Annotated in this window: 16 protein-coding genes; 10 read left to right on the plus strand and 6 right to left on the minus strand. The window is 68.8% G+C overall.

Features of this window, described 5'->3' with window-relative positions:
• Positions 1-156 precede the first annotated feature (156 nt).
• Positions 157-783 carry a S24 family peptidase gene (locus KHC19_RS04045; RefSeq protein WP_213350758.1) on the plus strand — a complete coding sequence of 209 codons (627 nt, stop codon included), beginning with the start codon at positions 157-159 and terminating at the stop codon, positions 781-783.
• Positions 784-842: 59 nt separating this feature from the next.
• On the opposite strand, the gene KHC19_RS04050 is transcribed toward KHC19_RS04045, so the two are convergent.
• The gene (locus KHC19_RS04050) at positions 843-1106 is read right to left on the minus strand and encodes a hypothetical protein (protein ID WP_378296114.1); all 264 of its coding nucleotides are present in this window, start codon (positions 1104-1106) and stop codon (positions 843-845) included.
• Between the two features lie 176 nt (positions 1107-1282).
• Between KHC19_RS04050 and KHC19_RS04055 the strand changes: the two genes are divergently transcribed.
• On the plus strand, positions 1283-1918 hold the full coding sequence (locus KHC19_RS04055) for a peroxiredoxin (protein ID WP_213350760.1): 636 nt from the start codon (positions 1283-1285) through the stop codon (positions 1916-1918).
• Positions 1919-2015: 97 nt separating this feature from the next.
• Here the strand turns inward: KHC19_RS04055 and KHC19_RS04060 are convergent, their stop codons facing one another.
• Genes KHC19_RS04060 through def form a run of 3 tightly spaced genes read right to left on the minus strand, consistent with a single transcriptional unit; the run spans position 2016 to position 3961 of the window.
• On the minus strand, positions 2016-2459 hold the full coding sequence (locus KHC19_RS04060; RefSeq protein ID WP_213350762.1) for a GNAT family N-acetyltransferase: 444 nt from the start codon (positions 2457-2459) through the stop codon (positions 2016-2018).
• Positions 2456-3376 carry a methionyl-tRNA formyltransferase gene (fmt, locus tag KHC19_RS04065; RefSeq protein WP_213350763.1) on the minus strand — a complete coding sequence of 307 codons (921 nt, stop codon included), beginning with the start codon at positions 3374-3376 and terminating at the stop codon, positions 2456-2458. Before fmt ends, KHC19_RS04060 begins: the two co-directional genes overlap by 4 nt.
• 39 nt (positions 3377-3415) lie before the next feature.
• Positions 3416-3961 carry a peptide deformylase gene (def, locus tag KHC19_RS04070; protein ID WP_213350765.1) on the minus strand — a complete coding sequence of 182 codons (546 nt, stop codon included), beginning with the start codon at positions 3959-3961 and terminating at the stop codon, positions 3416-3418.
• Between the two features lie 100 nt (positions 3962-4061).
• Between def and KHC19_RS04075 the strand changes: the two genes are divergently transcribed.
• From KHC19_RS04075 to KHC19_RS04085, 3 genes are all read left to right on the plus strand, one after another.
• A complete protein-coding gene (locus tag KHC19_RS04075) occupies positions 4062-5234 on the plus strand; it encodes a DNA recombination protein RmuC (protein WP_213350766.1) in 1173 nt (390 codons plus the stop codon).
• Positions 5235-5344: 110 nt separating this feature from the next.
• The gene (locus KHC19_RS04080; RefSeq protein ID WP_213350767.1) at positions 5345-6244 is read left to right on the plus strand and encodes a LysR family transcriptional regulator; all 900 of its coding nucleotides are present in this window, start codon (positions 5345-5347) and stop codon (positions 6242-6244) included.
• A 130-nt stretch (positions 6245-6374) separates the two neighbouring features.
• Positions 6375-6548 carry a DUF1328 domain-containing protein gene (locus tag KHC19_RS04085; RefSeq protein ID WP_213350769.1) on the plus strand — a complete coding sequence of 58 codons (174 nt, stop codon included), beginning with the start codon at positions 6375-6377 and terminating at the stop codon, positions 6546-6548.
• 174 nt (positions 6549-6722) lie between these two features.
• Here the strand turns inward: KHC19_RS04085 and KHC19_RS04090 are convergent, their stop codons facing one another.
• Both KHC19_RS04090 and KHC19_RS04095 read right to left on the minus strand, forming a co-directional pair.
• A complete protein-coding gene (locus KHC19_RS04090; RefSeq protein WP_343207644.1) occupies positions 6723-7277 on the minus strand; it encodes a sigma-70 family RNA polymerase sigma factor in 555 nt (184 codons plus the stop codon).
• A complete protein-coding gene (locus tag KHC19_RS04095) occupies positions 7274-7471 on the minus strand; it encodes a NepR family anti-sigma factor (RefSeq protein WP_213350771.1) in 198 nt (65 codons plus the stop codon). The genes KHC19_RS04090 and KHC19_RS04095 overlap by 4 nt, the downstream gene beginning before the upstream one ends.
• A 247-nt stretch (positions 7472-7718) precedes the next feature.
• Here KHC19_RS04095 and KHC19_RS04100 point away from each other — a divergent pair, with 247 nt between their 5' ends.
• From KHC19_RS04100 to KHC19_RS04120, 5 genes are all read left to right on the plus strand, one after another.
• Complete coding sequence (locus tag KHC19_RS04100) at positions 7719-8522, plus strand: response regulator (protein WP_343207645.1); 804 nt, start codon at positions 7719-7721, stop codon at positions 8520-8522.
• Between the two features lie 8 nt (positions 8523-8530).
• Positions 8531-9856: an HWE histidine kinase domain-containing protein gene (locus tag KHC19_RS04105; protein WP_213350774.1), complete on the plus strand. Its 1326-nt coding sequence runs from the start codon at positions 8531-8533 to the stop codon at positions 9854-9856.
• A gap of 175 nt (positions 9857-10031) precedes the next feature.
• A complete protein-coding gene (locus KHC19_RS04110; RefSeq protein ID WP_213350776.1) occupies positions 10032-10559 on the plus strand; it encodes a hypothetical protein in 528 nt (175 codons plus the stop codon).
• Positions 10560-10687: 128 nt separating this feature from the next.
• Positions 10688-11239 carry a PRC-barrel domain-containing protein gene (locus KHC19_RS04115; protein ID WP_213350778.1) on the plus strand — a complete coding sequence of 184 codons (552 nt, stop codon included), beginning with the start codon at positions 10688-10690 and terminating at the stop codon, positions 11237-11239.
• 185 nt (positions 11240-11424) lie between these two features.
• Complete coding sequence (locus tag KHC19_RS04120) at positions 11425-14292, plus strand: [protein-PII] uridylyltransferase (RefSeq protein WP_213350780.1); 2868 nt, start codon at positions 11425-11427, stop codon at positions 14290-14292.
• Positions 14293-14301: the final 9 nt, after the last annotated feature.

Raw genomic sequence — 14301 nt, forward strand, 5'->3', positions numbered from 1 at the left:
CACGCGAGCCGGCCGCCCCGTTCCCCACCGCCCGCCCGTATGGCGCCTGTAACCCCGCGGGACGTCGCTTGCAAGCGGCACTGGACGGCTCGGGCAATAGGGTATAATTCCTAATCTTGGATTGCATTAACCATAATAACACCTCTGGATTGCATCATGCTCACCCATGCCCAGATCTGGCGAGCGGTAGACCGGCTCGCCGAGCGCCACGGTCTGACGGCATCGGCATTGGCCAAGCGAGCGGGGCTGGACGCCACCACCTTCAACCGTTCCAAGCGCGAAGCGCCGGACGGGCGCCCGCGCTGGCCCTCGACCGAGAGCATCGCCAAGATTCTCGACGCGACCCGCACCAGCATCGACGACTTCATGCATCTGGTACAGAGCCCGCAGGGCGGGCGGCGGATTCCGCTGATCCGCCTGGCCCAGGCCGGCAACGGCGCCTTTTTCGACGAGGCCGGGCTGCCGGTCATCGGCGGCGGCTGGGAGGAAACCTTCTTTCCCGATCTCGCCGAGGACCACGCCTATGCGCTGGAGATCGCCGGCGACGCCTTCACGCCGCTCTATCGCGATGGCGACATCGTCATCGTGTCGCCCACCGCCGCGGTCCGGCGCGGCGACCGGGTCATCGTCAGGACCCGCCGCGGCGAGGTGATCGCCAAGGAACTGAAGCGGCGCACCGCCCGCACGCTGGAACTGCGCTCGCTCGCCCCCGGCCTGCCCGACCAGATCGTGCCGACGGCCGACATCGCCTCGGTCGCGCGGGTGCTCTGGGCAAGCCAGTAGAGGCCCGACGCGCGAACGGCCCCCGGTCGGGGGGCCGCCCGCTTCACATGTGCCGGCGATCAGCGGCAGGGCACGCTCACCGTGCGACCCCAACGGTCCCGCGCATAGCAGTCGCCCGGCGAGGTCGCCGCGCCGATGACCGCGCCGGTGCCCGCGCCGATCGCGCCGCCCACCGCCGCGCCAGTGCCGCCACCGGCGATGCCGCCGATGATGGCGCCGGTGCCGCCGCCGATCAGCGCCCCACCGGTCGCGCGGCGCTCGGTGGTGGTGCAGGCCGCGAGGCTGAGCGCCACGGCGGAAATGGCAAGAATCTTGATCATCATGGTCTCTCTCCAGAACACCCAGCGGTGGAACGAGGTTCCACCGGTAGTAACGTCATCCCCCGGCATCGGTTCCCTCCGTAAGATACCGCAGTAACGACGATCTTCTTCCCCAAAGCATGATCGTGGTTTATAATATATATACACGATTTATTTGTGGATAAGTTTGGAGCCTTCCGATGAGCATCCGCCTTGGCGACGTCGTGCCCGATTTCGAAGCCCAGACCACCGAGGGGCCGATCCGGTTCCACGAGTGGCTCGGCGACAGCTGGGGCGTGCTGTTCTCCCACCCGAAGAACTTCACGCCGGTCTGCACCACCGAACTCGGCCAGGTCGCCCGGCTGAAGCCGGAATTCGACCGCCGCGGCGTCAAGGTGATCGGCCTCTCGGTGGACCCCCTCGACGCCCACGCCAAATGGTCGCAGGACATTGCCGAGACCCAGGGCTACGCGCCGAACTTCCCGCTGATCGCCGATCAGGACCGCACCATCTCCGGCCTCTACGACATGATCCATCCCAACGCGTCGGACACCATGACCGTGCGCTCGGTGTTCATCGTCGGGCCGGACAAGAAGCTGAAGCTCTCGCTCACCTATCCGGCGAGCGCCGGCCGCAACTTCGACGAGATCCTGCGGGTGATCGATTCGCTGCAGCTCACCGCCCGGCACTCCGTCGCCACCCCGGCGAACTGGAAGGACGGCGAGGACGTGATCATCGTTCCCTCGGTGAGCGACGAGGCGGCGAAGGAGAAGTTCCCCGAGGGCTGGAAGACGCTGAAGCCCTATCTGCGCGTCGTTCCCCAGCCGGGCAAGTGAGCCCGGCGCCGGCCAGAACGGCAGGATACGGACCGCCGGCTTCCGTGCCGACCGGGACGGCATCGATCGAACGGGCGCGCTTCCGGCGCGCCCGTTTTCATTCGCCGGTCAGCTGGCGGTACTGAATGAAGCCGGGCCGCTCGGCCACCGCGTTGTAGAGCCGTTGCGCGGTGAGGTTGGTCTCGTGGGTCAGCCAGTACACTTCCGGCGCCCCGCGTGTGGCGGCATCGGCATGGACATGGGCGATCAGCTCGCGCCCGAGCCCCTTGCCGCGCTGGCTGCCGTCCACGAACAGATCGTTCAGGTAGCAGACGTCGCCGATGCTCCAGGTGGAGCGGTGGAACAGCCACTGCACCAACCCGACGGCCTGCCCCGCCGCATCGAAGGCCAGCGCGCCATGCACCGGCTCGGCGGGATCGATCAGCCGCTCCCAGGTGGTGCGCGTCACCGGCGCCGGCAGTTCAGCCTCGTAGAAGGCGAGATAGGCCTGCCACAGCGGCAGCCACGCCTCGTGATCGTCGGCCCGTAACGCCCGGATCATCCGTTCACCCCGTCGCCCGGCTTCAGCGCGTGTCCGCGCAGGAATTCCTCCGCCGGCATCGCCTTGCCGCCGGCCTTCTGCACCTCCACCAGCCGCACCGCGCCGGTGCCGCAGGCGATGGTGAGCTGATCGTCCAGCACCGTGCCGGGCACGCCGGCGCCCTCACCGCGCGTCGAGCGCAGCACCTTCACCCGCGCGCCGTCCAGCTCGAACCAGGCGCCGGGAAAGGGCGACAGGCCGCGAATATGATTGTGCACTGCGTCCGCCGGCCGGCTCCAGTCGATGCGGGTCTCGCCCTTGTCGATCTTGGCGGCATAGGTGACGCCGTCTTCCGGCTGCGGCGTGAAATTCAGCGCCCCGCGCTCCAGCGCCGCCAGCGCCCGGCCCATCAGGTCGGCGCCGATCGCCATCAGCCGGTCGTGCAGCTCGCCGGCGGTCATGTCGGGGCCGATGGCGACGCGCTCGACGAGGCCGACCGGGCCGGTGTCCAGCCCCGCCTCCATGCGCATCGCCGCCACCCCGGTCTCAGCATCCCCCGCCATGATCGCCCGCTGGATCGGCGCCGCGCCGCGCCAGCGCGGCAGCAGCGAGGCGTGCAGGTTGAGGCAGCCGAGCGCCGGCGCGGCTAGGATCGCCGGCGGCAGGATGCGGCCATAGGCCACCACCACCGCCACGTCGGCATTATGGGCGGCGAAGGCTTCCGCCGCCGCCTCGCCCTTCAGCGAATGCGGGTGCAGCACCGGGATGCCGAAGCGCTCGGCGGTGCGGTGCACCGGCGAGGGCACGAGATCGAGCCCGCGCCGCCCCGCCGCCGCCGGCGCGCGGGTATAGGCCGCGACCACCTCGTGGCCGGCGCCGACGATCTCGACCAGCGTCGGCACCGCGAAATCCGGCGTTCCCATGAAGACGACACGCATGAGAGCCTCCGCGCCGGTGAAAGGGGGATGGGAGGCGCGTCAGCCGCGCTCGCGCTCCCTGGCGACCTTGGTGAACTTCTTGATCACCCGGTCGCGCTTGAGCTTGGAGATGTGGTCGATGAACAGCACGCCGTTGAGATGGTCGATCTCGTGCTGCACGCAGGTGGCGAGCAGGCCGTCGGCGTCGATCTCCCGCGTCTCGCCATCGAGGTCCATGTAGCGCACCCTGACGCGCGCCGGCCGCTCGACATCCTCGTAATAGTCGGGGATCGACAGGCAGCCTTCCTGATAGACCGACAGCTCCTCGGAGGCGGAGACGATCTCCGGGTTGATCAGCGCGATCGGGTTCTTCTCGCCCTCCTCGTCGCCGTCCTCCTCCTTCGCGCGGCGCTTGCCGACATCGACGGTGACGATGCGCTCGGGCACGCCGATCTGCACGGCGGCGAGGCCGATGCCCGGCGCGTCGTACATGGTCTCGAACATGTCGTCGACGAGCGCGCGCACGCGCGCGTCCACGCGCACGATCGGGTCGGAGACGAGGCGCAGGCGGGTGTCGGGGATGATGACGAGAGGGCGCACGGACATGCCCGGGAGATAAGCGAGGCGACGCCGCCGGTCAACGGTCTCGAAACCACGATGTTCTCATTTCGTTCGCAAGCCGGGCGAAATCTGCTAGAAGCGGGGCATGGATCAGCTTCTGTTCGTCCTTGCCGGGCACGCCGTCACCGTCGCCGAGTTCGCGGCCGGCGCGGCCGCTCTCGCCTTCCTGCTTCTGGTCGCGGTGCTGCTGGCGGTGTCGCGGCAGGCGCGCGCCCGCGCCTATGAGGCCGAGGAGCAGGCGCGGCGCGCCGAGGAACTGGAGGACCGGCTGATCGAGCTCGCCCGCAACCAGTCGGAAACCGCCGGCCGGGTGCAGTCGATGGGAGAGACCCTCGCCCATCGCCAGAGCGAGCTCGCCCGCGCGGTCGCCGAGCGGCTCGACGCCACCTCCTACCGCATGGGCGAGAGCCTGGCGCGCGCCAACGAGGCGACGCACGAGAACCTGATGCGGCTCAACGAGCGGCTGGCGCTGGTCGACCAGGCGCGGGCGAGCCTCGGCGAGCTCTCCGGCCAGGTGATGAGCCTGCGCGAGACGCTGGCCAACAAGCAGGCCCGCGGCGCCTTCGGCGAAGGCCGGCTGCAGGCGATCATCGCCGATGCGCTCCCGCGCGAGACCTTCGCCTTCCAGCACACGCTGGCCAATGGCCGCCGCGCCGATTGCGCCGTCTTCCTGCCCGGCGACGCGCGGCCGCTGCTCATCGATTCGAAGTTTCCGCTGGAGGCCATCACCGCCTTTCGCGAATCCGCCGCCCCCGAGGCCCGCCGGCAGGCGGAGACCCGGCTCAAGCAGGATGTCGGCAAGCACATCGCCGACATTGCCGAGCGCTATCTGGTGGCCGGCGAGACCCAGGACGTCGCGCTGATGTTCGTGCCGTCCGAGTCGGTCTATGCCGACCTGCACGAGCATTTCGACGAGATCATCCAGCGGGCCTTCCGGGCCCGGGTGGTGCTGGTGTCGCCCTCGCTGCTGATGCTGGCGGTGCAGGTGGTGCAGGCCATCGCCAAGGATGCGCGCATGCGCGAGCAGGCCGATCGCATCCGCGCCGAATGCGGGGCGCTGGTGGAGGACGTGAAGCGGCTGCGCGAGCGCGTGGGCAATCTTTCCCGGCATTTCGCGCAGGCGAGCGAGGATGTCGCCCAGGCGCTGACCTCGGCCGACAAGATCGCCCGCCGCGGCGGGCGCATCGCCCAGCTGGAATTTTCCGATCCGCCAGAGGCCCCCGGCGCCGGGGCGGAGCTGCGCGGCGCCGCCGAGTAGCGCCTGCGGGCGCGGTGCGGCGAAGCATCGCTTTTTTCAACTGTCTAATTCGCAAAAGCTATCGCCTCTGATAGACAGGTGCTTTCGCCCATTTGCCTGGAAGCCTCCGCGTGATCGACCGTTTCGAACTGTTGCTCGCCCTTGCCAAGGAACGCCATTTCGGCCGCGCCGCCGAAGCCTGCGGCATCACCCAGCCCACGCTGTCGGCCGGGCTGAAGCAGCTGGAGGAGGCGCTCGGCGTGCGCCTCGTCGAGCGTGGCTCGCGCTTCATCGGCTTCACGCCGGAGGGCGAGCGGGCCCTCGAATGGTCGCGGCGCATCATCGCCGACACCCGCGCCATGCGCCAGGAGATCGCCACCCTGCGCAAAGGCCTGTCCGGCCACATCCGCATCGCCGCCATCCCCACCGCCATGCCGATGCTGAGCGAGCTGACGACGCCGTTCCACCAGAAGCATGCCGACGTCCGCTTCACCCTCATCTCCGCGAGCTCCAACGAGGTGCTGCGCCTGATCGAGAATCTCGAGGCGGATGCCGGCGTCACCTATCTCGACAACGACCCGCTCGGCCGGGTGAAGACGGTGCCGCTCTACAAGGAAACCTATCGTTTCCTCACCTCGGTGAGCGCGCCGCTGGGCGACCGGCAGAAGGTGAGCTGGGAGGAGATCGGCCGGGTGCCGCTCTGCCTGCTTACCCCCGACATGCAGAACCGCCGCATCGTCGATCGGCAGTTGCGCGAGGCCGGCCAGCTGGCCGAGCCGATGCTGGAGGCCAACTCGACCATCGCGCTGCTGTCGCATGTGCGCACCGGCCAGTGGTCGAGCGTGGTCGCCAAGGCGCTCGCCGACGTCTTCGCCTTCCCGAACTCCATCCGCTCGATCCCGATCGGCGAGCCGGAGATCGTGCATCAGATCGGCCTGGTGGCGCTCGACCGCGAGCCGATGACGCCGCTGGTCGCGGCGCTGATCGCCGAGGCCAAGGCGGTGGCCCCCGACCTCGCCAAGCGCCTCTGAGCCGCCGGTCCTCTTTGTAAGCCGGATACGGAACTCCCGAGCCGTCCCGCCCGTTGATGCGGCAGGGCGGCATCATGCCCCCGCATCGGCGAAGGCGGCCCTGCGCCGCCGCACAGCTGGGAGTTCTGCCATGCTCGGATGGGCCCTTACCTTTCTCGTCATCGCCCTGATCGCCGCCGTGCTCGGCTTCGGCGGCATTGCGGGCACCGCGATCGAGATCGCCAAGATCATCTTCTTTGTCGCGATCATCCTTTTCGTCATCTCGGCGGTGCTGGGAATGCTCCGCGGCCGACGCGCGCCCTAGGCGCCCTAGGCGCCCTGCGGCCGGGCAAAGACACCCCGCCTGCCGGCAGCGGCAGGCGGGGTGTCTTTCGTCTCACCGCGCGTGACGCAACCGGCACGACGCGCGAAGGCCGGCGGGACGCGATCACCGCATCCCGCCGGCCTTCGGTGCTGGCGATCTCGTCGGGACGTAGGGTCAGAGACGCTCGGTGGAAGGAATCGACACACCCAGCGGCTTCTCGGGAACGAGGTCCTCGGCGGCATCGAGGGCGAGCAGTTCGCCGAGACGATTGCGGGCACGATTGACCCGGCTCTTGATGGTGCCGACCGCGCATTTGCAGATATCCGCCGCTTCCTCATAGGAAAAACCGGACGCCCCGACGAGCACCAGCGCCTCGCGCTGGTCGGGCGGCAGCTTGTCCAGCGCCGTGCGGAAATCCTCGAAGTCGAGATGGCTGTTCTGGTCGGGATTGGTGGTCAGCGTCGCCGCGAAGGCGCCATCGGGATCGGGCACCTCGCGCCGCCGCTTGCGGTATTCCGAGCGGAACAGGTTGCGCAGGATGGTGAAGAGCCACGCCGACAGGTTGGTGCCGGGGTTGAAGCTCGAAATATTGGCGAAGGCGCGCAGCAGCGTCTCCTGCACGAGATCGTCGGCCCGATCGACGCTGCCGCTCAGCGAAATGGCGAACGCGCGCAGATTCGGGATTGCGCCGATGATCTCGTCGCGCAGCCCGGGATCGAGGGTGCTCACGAGCCGGCTCCTCCCCCCGACTTCTTGCCAGTCTGGCCGGAGGGCTTGTCGAGCTGGGCCAGCAGGTCGAGGAAACGATTGGGCACGCCCTGGCGCACCACATCGTCATACATCGCACGCAGGTGCTGGCCGATCTTGGCCTGGATGTCGCTATCCAGAGCGCTCGCCGGCGTGCGCGGCGGAGATGCGGCCATGATGTCGCCCCTCGTTTCCCGCCCCTCATTTTCGTCGTCTGTCGTCATATTATCTTTTCCCGACATCGAGCCTCCAACACCGTCTGGACAGGAGCCTCCGTCGCTTCATGCCGGCGATAACCGGCGAACGGCGAGGGAGTTCCAGCATTCGCGAAAAATTTGAAAGAATGTTGAGCAACCCGGAACCTTGACCCGCCTCGAGCGTTGACGTTCGCTTGGCTGAATGCATTTCCCGGAGAGACGCGTTGTGAGCACCTCACAGATCGTTGCGCAGCATTTGCCCTTCCTGCGCCGCTATGCCCGCGCGCTGAGCGGCAGCCAGACCGCTGGCGACGCCTATGTCACGGCCCTTTTGGAGACGCTGATCGCCGAACCCGGCGTTCTCGACAATCCGGCGGGACCGCGCATCGCGCTCTACCAGCTCCTTACCCGCCTGTGGAACTCGGTCACGCTGAACGGCCGTGCCGAGCCCGGGCCGCCGCCCATCAAGGGAGAGCAGCGCCTCAGCCACATAACGCCGCCGGTCCGCCAGGCGTTCCTTCTGGTCTCGCTGGAAGGCTTCACCGAGGAAGAAGCGGCGGCGGTGCTCGATATCGACGTGGCCACGCTGCGCAATCTCGTCGAGGAGGCGGGGCGCGAGCTGGCGGCCGAGATCGCCACCGATGTCCTCATCATCGAGGACGAGCCCTTCATCGCCCTCGATCTCGAGGGGCTGGTGGAGAGCCTCGGCCACCGCGTGACCGGCATCGCCCGCACCCATTCGGAGGCGGTCAGCCTCGCCCGCCGCAAGCCGCCGGGGCTGGTGCTCGCCGACATCCAGCTCGCCGACGGCAGCTCCGGGCTCGAGGCGGTGAACGAGCTGATCGAGAATGTCGAGGTGCCGGTGATCTTCATCACCGCCTATCCCGAGCGCTTCCTCACCGGCATCCGCCCGGAACCGGCCTTCCTGATCGCCAAGCCCTTCCAGCCGTCGATGGTCGCCGCCGTCATCAGCCAGGCCCTCTTCTTCGAGCGCAAGGCGCGGCCGCGGGAGCAGCGCGCTACCGCCTGAGCTGAGGCATGCCGTTCATCGATTTCAACCTTGTGGACGACATGGCGCGCGTCGTCAGCGTCGTGTCGTCCTTCGCCATGACGCTCGCGCTGGTGCGGCTGCTTTATCTGCGCCGCGACATGTCGCTGCGCCTGCGCTTCCTCGTCTTCCTGCTCGCCGCGCTGATGCTCACCGTCGGCATGCTGTCGCTGGCGGCGGCGATCGATTACGAGGGCGTGGCCGCCTGGGTGCAGACCACCATCCGCTTCGGGCTGGCGATGCTGAACGTGGTCGGCGCGGTGGCGCTGTGGACCAATCTCAAGGCGCTGGTCTCCCTGCCCTCGCCCGTCTATGTGGCGAGCGAGCAGCGGCGTCTCGCGCTGGAGCTGGCCACCGCGCTGCAACGCTACGAGATGGCGCTGCGCGGCTCCAACGTGTCGATCTTCACGCAGGACCGGGAGCTCCGCTACACCTCCATCAGCAAGCCGCTGTTCGGCTTCCCGGTCGAGCAGGTGCTGGGCGCCAGCGATGCCGAACTGCTCGGCGAGATGCGCGCGCGCTCCCTGGTCCTGCTGAAGCGGGAGGCCCTCGCCAGCAACGAGCCGCGCAAGGGCGAGGTGGAGGTCGAGGAGTCCGGCACGCAGATGTGGTACGACGTCCACATCGAGCCGCTGCGCGACCTGTCGGGCACGACGGTGGGGCTCACCGGCGCCGCGGTCGACATCACCGAGCGCAAGGAGAACGAGCGGCACCTGCGCCTGCTGATGCGCGAGCTGACGCACCGCTCCAAGAACCTGCTCGCCGTCATCCAGGCGATGGCGCGGCAGACCGCCCGCCACGCTGCCACCATCGACCATTTCGTCGAGCAGTTCAGCGCCCGCCTGCAGGCGCTGTCGCGCTCGCACGACCTCCTGGTGCAGGAAAGCTGGCACGGCGCCTCGCTGCACGACATGGTCCGCTCGCAGCTCGGCCATCATCTCGACCCGGACAGCAACCGCATCTCCATCGCCGGCCCCGAATTGTTCCTCAAGCCGGAAGCGGCGCAGAACATCGGGCTCGCCCTGCACGAGCTCTCCACCAATGCGGTGAAGTACGGCGCCCTTTCGGTGCCGGCCGGCAAGGTGGCGATCCATTGGGCCAGGCGCCAGCCCGAGGCGGGCGGCGGCTTCGAGCTCAGCTGGAAGGAAAGCGGCGGCCCGCCGGTCAAGCCGCCGACCGCCCGCGGCTTCGGCTCGCTGGTGATCGAGCGCAATCTCGCCCGTGGCCTCGACGGCGAGGTCGAGCTCGCCTTCAACCCGGACGGGCTGGCCTGCCACGTCTCGGTTCCCGAGCACCATCTTTCGCTGCCTCGCTGATTCGCGGCGGGAACCACTTCCTTAGCTGTGCGTTAACCATGCAGCCGCGACGCCGGTGGCACGGCAGGCCATGCGTCGGCGGCATTCGCTCAACGCTCGTGGGACTTCCCGACGAGGACGCGACGCGCGCCCTCGCGCGACGCCCGTCACGCGCCTTCGCCGGAGGGTTCGAGACATGATCAGCCGCCACGTTCCAGGCCCCGCCGCTTCGGGCGCCGCCGCAAGGGCCGGCATCGCCGGGACCGCCTTCATCTTCGGCGCCGCGCTCGGCCTGGCGGCCGCGCTGCCGCTCGCCGCGCTGGCCTTCACGCCCGAGCGCATGCCCGCGCCGATGCCGCGGGCCATCGAGGCTCCGGCGATCACCCAGTCGCCGATGGTGAACCGCACCGCCAAGGGCCCCCGGCTCGACCTCTCCGCTCCGGCAGCCGCTCGCGTGGCGCCCTCACCGGCCCAGACCCAAGAACCCGGCTTCGCACCCGGCCTCGCACCCGACCCCGCCCGCGAACCCGCCTTGGCGCGGGACGTGCCGCCGGTCCCGCAGCCCGCGCTCGACATGAAGGCGCCGGCCGCCCCGCGGGCGCCCGCCGGCGCCGCCCCCGGCCCCATGCCGCGCGGCTGCCTGTCCGCCCTCGGCGGCATCCGGCCGAACATCCCGACCGAGAATCTCACCGTCTGCATGGCCGATATCTCGACAATCGATTGAGCGAAAAAGTATTATCGCACCTGTAGTTAGTAAAAACTTCGGAACCGAATTGTATCGACCCGGTTATATGTCCAGACGGTCGCAGGACCGCAGCAATATCGGATTGATATATTGACGGGAGTACGATGATGACGAACAGGATTGTCACCTATACCGCTCTCGCGGCCCTGTCTCTCGCCCCCGCCGTGGCGTTTGCCCAGAGCCCCGCGCCCAGTTCCCAGCAGCCCGACGCCGCCAACCAGCAGACTATGCCCAACACGGCGTCGCCCTCGCCGGCCTCGCCGAATGCACCGGCCTCCACCATGCCGGATGCCAGCGCGGCCACCACGGCGGTGCCGACCACGCCGACCTTCGTCAGCGCCCAGACCGGCACGCAATGGCTCGGCTCGGACCTGATCGGTACCGATGTCGTCACGGCGACCGACGAGAAGCTCGGCTCGATCAGCGATGTGGTGGTGGAGCGTGACGGCTCCGTGGTCGCGGCGGTGATCGATGTCGGCGGCTTCCTCGGCATCGGCGCCAAGCCGGTCGCGGTTTCCTTCAAGTCGCTGACCGCCACCCCGACGCAGGACGGCGAGAAGATCGTGCTGGCCCTGACCAAGGAAGAGCTGAACTCGGCCCCCGAGTTCAAGACCCTGGAGCAGAGCAACAGCGCGGCGGCGGCGCCCAAGACCCAGTGACCCACGCCGGGCTCCATGGAGCCCGGACGGTTCACCCGCCGCGAACTTCCCCCCGACGACGACATGCCCGGCCTCCCGCCGGGCATGTTGCGTTTGGAGGCGTCCCGCCACGGGGGCCTTTCGCCGACGATGACGGCGGCGGCGGGATCGGATAAAGCGGTAGACCCCTCACGCCGGACCCCGCCATGACCGAAACCCGCCGTCGCCGAACCGACCAGCCCTTCCGGGACCTGTTCGACATCGACGCCCTGCGCGGCGAGCTCTTCGCGCTCGCCGACGAGATGGTCGGCGGCGGCAAGCCGGGCCGGGAGATCGAGCTGCGCAGCGCCGTCGCCCGGCGGCTGAAGGTCGCCTATGCCGAGGGGCACAAGACCGCCGAGAAATGGCTGATGGCCGATGGTTCGGGGCGCCGCTGCGCCGAGCGGCTGTCGCGGCTGCAGGACGAGATCCTCCAGCTCGTGCACGAGCTCGTCGTCCGCTACCTCTACCCGGCCGACAACCCCTCCACCGCCGAGCGCATGGCGATCGTGGCGGTGGGCGGCTATGGCCGCGGCCTGATGGCGCCCGGCTCGGATACCGACATCCTGTTCCTCCTGCCCTACAAGCAGACCGCCTGGGGCGAGAGCGTCGCGGAATCCATCCTCTACGTGCTGTGGGACATGGGGCTGAAGGTCGGCCACGCCACCCGCTCGGTCGACGAGTGCATCCGCCAGGCGCGCGGCGACATGACCATCCGCACCGCGCTGCTGGAAGCCCGGCTGCTGCTCGGCGAGGAAGCGCTGTTCGACGAGCTGATCCGCCGCTTCGACGCCGAGGTGGTGGAGGGGACCGCGGCGGAATTCGTCGCCGCCAAGCTCGCCGAGCGCGAGGAGCGCCACAAGCGGGCCGGCGCCTCGCGCTATCTCGTCGAGCCCAATGTGAAGGACGGCAAGGGCGGCCTGCGCGACCTGCACACGCTGTTCTGGATCGCCAAATATGTCTACCGCGTGCGCGAGACCCGCGATCTCGCCGCCAAGGGCGTGTTCACGCCCGAGGAGGCGAGCCTGTTCCGCCGCTGCGAAAGCTTCCTGTGGTCGGTGCGCTGCCATCTGCACTTCCTCGCCGGCAAGGCGGAGGAGCGCCTCTCCTTCGACCTGCAGCGGGAGATGGCGGAGCGGCTCGGCTACACCTCGCATCCCGGCATGAAGGATGTCGAGCGCTTCATGAAGCACTATTTCCTCATGGCCAAGGATGTCGGCGACCTCACCGCCATCGTCTCGGCGGCGCTGGAGGAGCGGCACGACAAGCCGGTGCCGCGGCTCAACCGCATGATCGCCCGGCTGCGCCGCTCGCCCAACCGCAAGCTGAAGGAAAGCCCGGACTTCATCGTCGACCACGACCGCATCAACGTCGCCGATCCCGAGGCCTTCGCCCGCGACCCGGTCAACCTCATCCGCATCTTCCATTACGCCGGCAAGAAGGGCCTCGCCTTCCATCCCGACGCGATGCGCCTCGCCACCCGCTCGCTGAAGCTGATCGATGCCGGCGTGCGCGAGAACCCGGAAGCCAACCGGCTGTTCCTCGACATCGTCACCGCGCGCGACACCGCCGAGATCGTGCTGCGGCGGATGAACGAGACCGGCGTGCTCGGGCGCTTCGTGCCGGAATTCGGCAAGATCGTCGCGATGATGCAGTTCAACATGTACCACTCCTACACGGTGGACGAGCATCTCATCCGCGCCATCGGCGCGCTTGCCGCCATCGAGCGCGGCGACCGGCCCGAGCTCGGCCTCGCCAACGAGTTGATCCACCAGATCAAGAACCGTCAGCTCCTCTATGTCGCGGTGTTCCTGCACGACATCGCCAAGGGGCGGCCGGAGGATCATTCGATCGCCGGCGCCCGCGTCGCGCGCAAGCTGTGCCCGCGCTTCGGCCTGTCCGCCGCCGATACCGATACGGTGGCCTGGCTGATCGAGGAACACCTGGTCATGTCGACCATCGCCCAGTCGCGCGACCTCTCCGATCGCAAGACCATCGAGAATTTCGGCGCCGTGGTGCAGAGCCTCGAGCGGATGAAGCTCCTGCTCATCCTCACCACCGCCGACATCCGCGCCGTCGGCCCCGGCGTGTGGAACAACTGGAAGTCGCAGCTGCTGCGCACGCTCTATTACGAGACCGAACCGGTGGTCACCGGCGGCTTCTCCGATTCCAACCGCAACCAGCGGGTCGGGCGCGCGCAGGCCGAGTTCCGCACCGCCATGCTGCAGCCCGCGGCGGCGGGCGCGGCCTCGGGCTGGGAGCCGGAAGCGCTGGAGCGCTACATCGACCGGCTCTATCCCAGCTACTGGCTGCGGGTCGACCTCGCGCACAAGGTCGAGCACGCCAACTTCATCCTGGCGGCGGAAGCCCAGGGCCGGGCGCTGGCCACCGTCAGCCGCACCGACCCGACGCGCGGCATCACCGAGCTCACGGTCTTCGCACCCGACCATCCCAAGCTGTTGGCGGTGATCGCCGGCGCCTGCGCGGCGGCCGGCGCCAACATCGTCGACGCACAGATCAGCACCACCACCGACGGGCGGGCGCTCGACACCATCTCGCTCACCCGCGCCTTCGAGCAGGACTCGGACGAGATCCGCCGCGCCGACCGCATCGCCTCGGCGATCGAGAAATCGCTGTCGGGCGAGATCCGGCTGCCGGAAGTGGTGGCGAAGAAGATCCCCAAGCGCCCGCGCGCCTTCACCGTCGAGCCGGAGGTGACGCTCAACAATTCGTGGTCGAACCGCCACACCGTGGTGGAAGTGACCGGGCTCGACCGGCCCGGCCTGCTCTACGGCCTCACCCAGACGCTGTCGCGGCTCAACCTCAACATCGCCTCCGCCCATGTCGCCACCTTCGGCGAGCGGGTGGTGGACGTGTTTTACGTCACCGATCTGATGGGAGCGAAGATCATCGGCGCCGCCCGTCACTCGGCGATCCGGCGCGCATTGCTGGCGGTCCTCGATGCCGACGACGAGGCCGGCGCCATGGCGGGCAGCTCGGCGGTCAGCTCGGCCGGCAGCTCGCCGGCCGCCTGAGCGCGGCAG

Origin of the sequence: Ancylobacter oerskovii (assembly GCF_018390555.1) — a bacterium.
GTDB classification, from domain to species: domain Bacteria; phylum Pseudomonadota; class Alphaproteobacteria; order Rhizobiales; family Xanthobacteraceae; genus Ancylobacter; species Ancylobacter oerskovii.

Excerpts from the sequence above, each read along its gene's own strand:
- KHC19_RS04045 (WP_213350758.1), top strand. The coding sequence starts at position 157 with ATGCTCACCCATGCCCAGATCTGGCGAGCGGTAGACCGGCTCGCCGAG.
- KHC19_RS04050 (WP_378296114.1), bottom strand. The coding sequence starts at position 1,106 with ATGATGATCAAGATTCTTGCCATTTCCGCCGTGGCGCTCAGCCTCGCG.
- KHC19_RS04055 (WP_213350760.1), top strand. The coding sequence starts at position 1,283 with ATGAGCATCCGCCTTGGCGACGTCGTGCCCGATTTCGAAGCCCAGACC.
- KHC19_RS04060 (WP_213350762.1), bottom strand. The coding sequence starts at position 2,459 with ATGATCCGGGCGTTACGGGCCGACGATCACGAGGCGTGGCTGCCGCTG.
- fmt (WP_213350763.1), bottom strand. The coding sequence starts at position 3,376 with ATGCGTGTCGTCTTCATGGGAACGCCGGATTTCGCGGTGCCGACGCTG.
- def (WP_213350765.1), bottom strand. The coding sequence starts at position 3,961 with ATGTCCGTGCGCCCTCTCGTCATCATCCCCGACACCCGCCTGCGCCTC.
- KHC19_RS04075 (WP_213350766.1), top strand. The coding sequence starts at position 4,062 with ATGGATCAGCTTCTGTTCGTCCTTGCCGGGCACGCCGTCACCGTCGCC.
- KHC19_RS04085 (WP_213350769.1), top strand. The coding sequence starts at position 6,375 with ATGCTCGGATGGGCCCTTACCTTTCTCGTCATCGCCCTGATCGCCGCC.
- KHC19_RS04095 (WP_213350771.1), bottom strand. The coding sequence starts at position 7,471 with ATGGCCGCATCTCCGCCGCGCACGCCGGCGAGCGCTCTGGATAGCGAC.
- KHC19_RS04105 (WP_213350774.1), top strand. The coding sequence starts at position 8,531 with ATGCCGTTCATCGATTTCAACCTTGTGGACGACATGGCGCGCGTCGTC.
- KHC19_RS04110 (WP_213350776.1), top strand. The coding sequence starts at position 10,032 with ATGATCAGCCGCCACGTTCCAGGCCCCGCCGCTTCGGGCGCCGCCGCA.
- KHC19_RS04115 (WP_213350778.1), top strand. The coding sequence starts at position 10,688 with ATGACGAACAGGATTGTCACCTATACCGCTCTCGCGGCCCTGTCTCTC.
- KHC19_RS04120 (WP_213350780.1), top strand. The coding sequence starts at position 11,425 with ATGACCGAAACCCGCCGTCGCCGAACCGACCAGCCCTTCCGGGACCTG.